Origin of the sequence: Synechococcus sp. R3-13 (assembly GCF_047462195.1) — a bacterium.
Lineage (GTDB): Bacteria > Cyanobacteriota > Cyanobacteriia > Thermostichales > Thermostichaceae > Thermostichus.
Map to the genome: position 1 here is coordinate 1 of NZ_JANSIO010000143.1, position 4,100 is coordinate 4,100.

Sequence of the window (4,100 nt, forward strand, 5' to 3'; positions counted from 1 at the left end):
CGTTCCCCGGCTGCAGGTGGGGACGGATTTCGCCCTGGAAAACGGCCTTTTGCACTTCATCGGGCAGCAAAACCATTACCCAATCGGCGGCAGCGGCAGCATCCGCCACCGTTTTGACCATTAAGCCGTCTTGCTCGGCTTTGGGCCAGGAAGGGCTGCCAGGGTAAAGGCCAACGATGACCTGGACACCGCTATCGCGCAAATTGAGGGCGTGGGCGTGGCCTTGGCTGCCATAGCCGATGATGGCAACGGTTTTATCGGCCAAAGGCTCCAGGTTGGCGTCGGTGTCGTAGTAGAGGCGGGCCATGGTCGAGCAGGGCGTGAGCAGGTGCTTGACTAGGATAGCAGGATTGGATCCAACTTGCTGATCTCAAGCGCCGTGATGAACAGTTTTCACCCACCTTAGGCGCTTGGGCTGTACACACATGCGAGCGGTTGTGGCGATCATAACCGGCAGCCAGTGGAGCATGTAGACCAAGCCCAGGGCGGTGTGCCACCAAAGTCGCCGTCCGCGCAAGCCCTCCACCTGGCGTAGCCCCCGGTAAAAAGCCACCGTCAGGCAGCCCATCACCAGCGCGTTCAAGGGGAGCAGCACCGAGGAGTGGCCCGTCAACAGCACCCAGAGGGTGTCGGGAACCAAGGCCATCGGCAGCAAGTACTGAGAAATAAAGAAGGCCCAGAGATCCACCGTTTTGGCCATCCCCATGCGGCGACTGAGGATCCCTGGCCAGTAGTCGAGATAGCGCTGGTAGCCCCCTTCCGCCCAGCGGCAGCGCTGGTGCCAGAGACTTTTCCAAGAGGTGACCCCTTCTTCGACGATGGCCGGCTCTGGCAGAAAGGCGATATCTACGCCCGCCAGGTGCAGCTTAAAGGTGAGATCCAAGTCGTCGGTGAGGGTGGCCTCGTTCCAGCCGCCGCACTTTTCCAAAACATCTCGCCGCACCAGTTGGCCGTTGCCACGTAGCTCGCCAATACCCCTCACAGCCACGCGCTGCTGCTGGAAGTAAGCATCAGAGGCCATTTCCGCCACCTGCCCCAGAGTCCAGAAGTTGACGTTGGGGTTGCTCAGGGCCTTGCGCACCTGGACAGCGCCTACCGTCCGTCTGCTGAAACGGCTGCGCAGGCTTCCCACTTGAACAAACAAGGGCAGAGTGCGGGCAAGAAAATCCGAAGGCACCACAGCATCGGCATCGCAGACCAGGATGATCTCCCCTTGGGTGAGGGGCAGTACCTCGTTGAGGGCGCCGGACTTACCCCCGCCCCGCCCCGGCTGCCGCCGGTAAACCCGCAGATGGGGGATCCGCTTTTGGGCTTCCCGCAGAACTTCAGGGGTGGCATCGCTGCTGTTGTCGTCGATGGCCCACAGCTCCAGATGGCTGGTGGGGTAACGGAGCTGGGTCAAGCTGTGCAACAGCCGTGGGAGCACTGCGCTCTCATTCTTGGCTGGGATCAACACAGCCACACGGGGCAAGGCCAGCCCGCCCAACTCAGAAAGCCCGCTCTGCCCATCCCGTTGCATTGGCAGGACAGAGTCATTGTTGTTAGGGTCATCGCTGTTATCTGCTGACCTGGGATCCCGGCGGGTCGCAGCGGCAGGAGGAAGTCTCAGAGGGGGCAGGGAGGCCGCCGGTTGCAGGCGAAATAAGCGGCTAATGTGGATCACCATGAACGTGGCCAAACCAACGGTGATCCAACGGGCCGTCGGCACCACATGCATCAGGCTGACCAACCCCCACACCATGGCCAGAACCAGCAGAGCCTTGAGACGGCGGCGCTGGGCCGAGGTGAGCAACCAATCGGGAAGATGAAGATCCTCGAGAGGCTCTGGCTCTGACCAGACGAACTCAGACATGGGAATCCTCCCCCGGGCGACAACGCTACCCAACCTCACCAGCCTGTGCGAGCGTTAACCCAAAGGCTGTTAAGAGGTTGTTACCTATTGTCACCCATTGTGTTGGCGAAACGGAGTTCTCGAGAACCTACAGGCGAGAAAAATTGGGGATCCCGGCTGCCGCTTCTCCGGCAAGGGGGTGAGTGGCCTATGGGTTACCGCGAATCTCTTTGATCACCCCATCTTCCAGGAGGATCTCAACCTGCATTTTCTGGATCAGGTTGTCTCCTTTTTGGACTCGGAAGAAGCTCTCCACATTGCCCTGCAGCACTTCTTGGTTAAGCTCCAGGGTGCTCAGTTGGTTGATCTGCTGCAACAGTTGGTTTTTCTGATCCAAGAGGCGGATTTTCTGCTCATTCACGCGGCTTTTCACCGCTTCCACCTGTTGGAGCACTTGAGGGCTGTTGGGGTTGGGGCTTTGTTTCTCCAGTTCGGCAATAGCCCGCTTGCCCTGAAACTCCAGTTGTTGCATCTGAGCATCGGTGGCTTCGATCTGCCGCTCCAATTGCTCCTGCATTTCCTTTTTCCAAAGAGGTGTGACCACCACCTTGATGGGAATGTTGCGCTTGAGCAGTAATTGAGTGCCGTTGCTGACGTTGTTTTCTTCCATAAGACTCATCCAGGCAGACGACCAACCAAACCAGGGGCTTGTGCCCATTGTAGAAAGCTCCCCTCAAAAGCTCTGGGGTTGGGGAAGAGGAGCTTGACAGACCGGATCCTCCCCCGCCGAGCCGGAGAATCCATCTACTTATCCTACCGGCTGGGATCCCTGCGGTAAAGTCTTGATTTCGGGAAACTGCAATTTTGGTTAAGAATCTTAAAGGCCGCCGCCTTGCCCTGGCACAGATTCGGCTAGCGTGAGAGACAGTGTTCTTTTTTGCGGCAGCCATGAGCGAACGGGCCTCGACCCCTTCCAAACCCTCTGCTGGGATCACCAAGCCGGTGCGGATTGCCTCTCGAAAAAGCGAGTTGGCTTTGGTGCAGACCCAGTGGGTGATGGGTCAGTTGCAAGAACACCATCCGGGATTACCTCTGGAGCTCAACACTCTCTCCACCCAGGGAGACATCATCCTGGATGTGGCACTGGCCAAAATTGGAGACAAAGGTCTCTTTACCAAGGAATTGGAGGTTAGCCTGCTCAACGGCAGCAGCGACTTGGCGGTACACAGCCTTAAAGACTTGCCCACTCGCCTGCCGGAGGGCTTGGTGTTGGGGGCGATCACGCGGCGGGAGGATCCGTTGGACGCTTTGGTGGTGGGGGAAAAGTTCCGGGATTACCGACTGGCCACCCTGCCAGAGGGGACGGTGATCGGCACTTCATCGCTGCGGCGGCTGGCCCAACTGCGCCATGCCTTTCCCCACTTGCACTTTAAGGATGTGCGGGGCAACCTCAACACCCGCCTGGCTAAGCTGGAGCGGGGAGAGTACGATGGCCTGATTTTGGCAGTGGCCGGGTTGAAGCGCCTGGGCAAAGCCGACCGGATCCACGAGGTGTTGGATCCCAGCGTGTCTCTGTACGCGGTTGGCCAGGGATCCCTGGGAATCGAGTGTCGGCAGGGAGATGAGCGGATTCTGGAGCTTATCCGACCCTTGGCCGATGCGGAGGCCACAGCCCGCTGCTTGGCAGAGCGAGCTTTCCTGCGGGCTTTGGAAGGAGGGTGTCAGGTGCCCATTGGCGTTCACAGCCAAGTCCAAGAGGAGGCGCTGCACCTAACCGGTATGGTGGCCGACCTGGATGGCCGGCGGCTCATCCGCGATACTCAGACGGGATCCACCGCCGATCCCGAGGCAGTGGGGATGGCTCTTGCAGAAAAGCTAAAACAGCAGGGGGCCGACGAGATTTTGCAAGCCATTTTTGCCCAGGCCCGCCGTTAGGCTTTCCTATTTTTTCTGAGTAGGCTTTGAGAACTTCAGCTAGGGTCAGCTGAGGATTCTGCCGGAGCTATGGGAACTGGGGAGGGTATCGATCTAGGCACAGAAGGCATAGGCTGCCTGGCTGGCTCCGGGGCCTGAGCCACCAAAAGATGATCTTCAGCTAGGGCAACACCCGAAAGAAAACCACTCTCCCAAAAGGACGTAAGTAGCAAGGCTAAAATGCCTAGACGCAGTCCTATGTATTCTCCAAATCTTGATAGAGATGCCCACTTCCTTCTCAGCTCAAGCCAAAGCTGAGAATTTACTAGGTTGTGTTGATCTTTCATTTGAGCCA

General features: G+C 58.4%; 4 protein-coding genes. 1 reads left to right on the forward strand and 3 read right to left on the reverse strand.

Annotation, left to right across the window (positions count from 1 at the left end; all coding sequences use genetic code 11):
- From NW856_RS04630 to NW856_RS04640, 3 genes are all read right to left on the reverse strand, one after another.
- Positions 1–307 (reverse strand): NAD(P)-dependent oxidoreductase (locus tag NW856_RS04630; RefSeq protein WP_414399334.1); only part of this gene is annotated, 307 nt, incomplete at its 3' end.
- Positions 308–370: 63 nt separating this feature from the next.
- On the reverse strand, positions 371–1,852 hold the full coding sequence (locus tag NW856_RS04635) for a glycosyltransferase (RefSeq protein WP_414399335.1): 1,482 nt from the start codon (positions 1,850–1,852) through the stop codon (positions 371–373).
- A 187-nt stretch (positions 1,853–2,039) separates the two neighbouring features.
- Complete coding sequence (locus tag NW856_RS04640) at positions 2,040–2,501, reverse strand: YlqD family protein (protein WP_414329203.1); 462 nt, start codon at positions 2,499–2,501, stop codon at positions 2,040–2,042.
- A gap of 278 nt (positions 2,502–2,779) precedes the next feature.
- Here NW856_RS04640 and hemC point away from each other — a divergent pair, with 278 nt between their 5' ends.
- Positions 2,780–3,766 carry a hydroxymethylbilane synthase gene (gene hemC / locus NW856_RS04645; RefSeq protein ID WP_414399336.1) on the forward strand — a complete coding sequence of 329 codons (987 nt, stop codon included), beginning with the start codon at positions 2,780–2,782 and terminating at the stop codon, positions 3,764–3,766.
- Positions 3,767–4,100 lie beyond the last annotated feature (334 nt).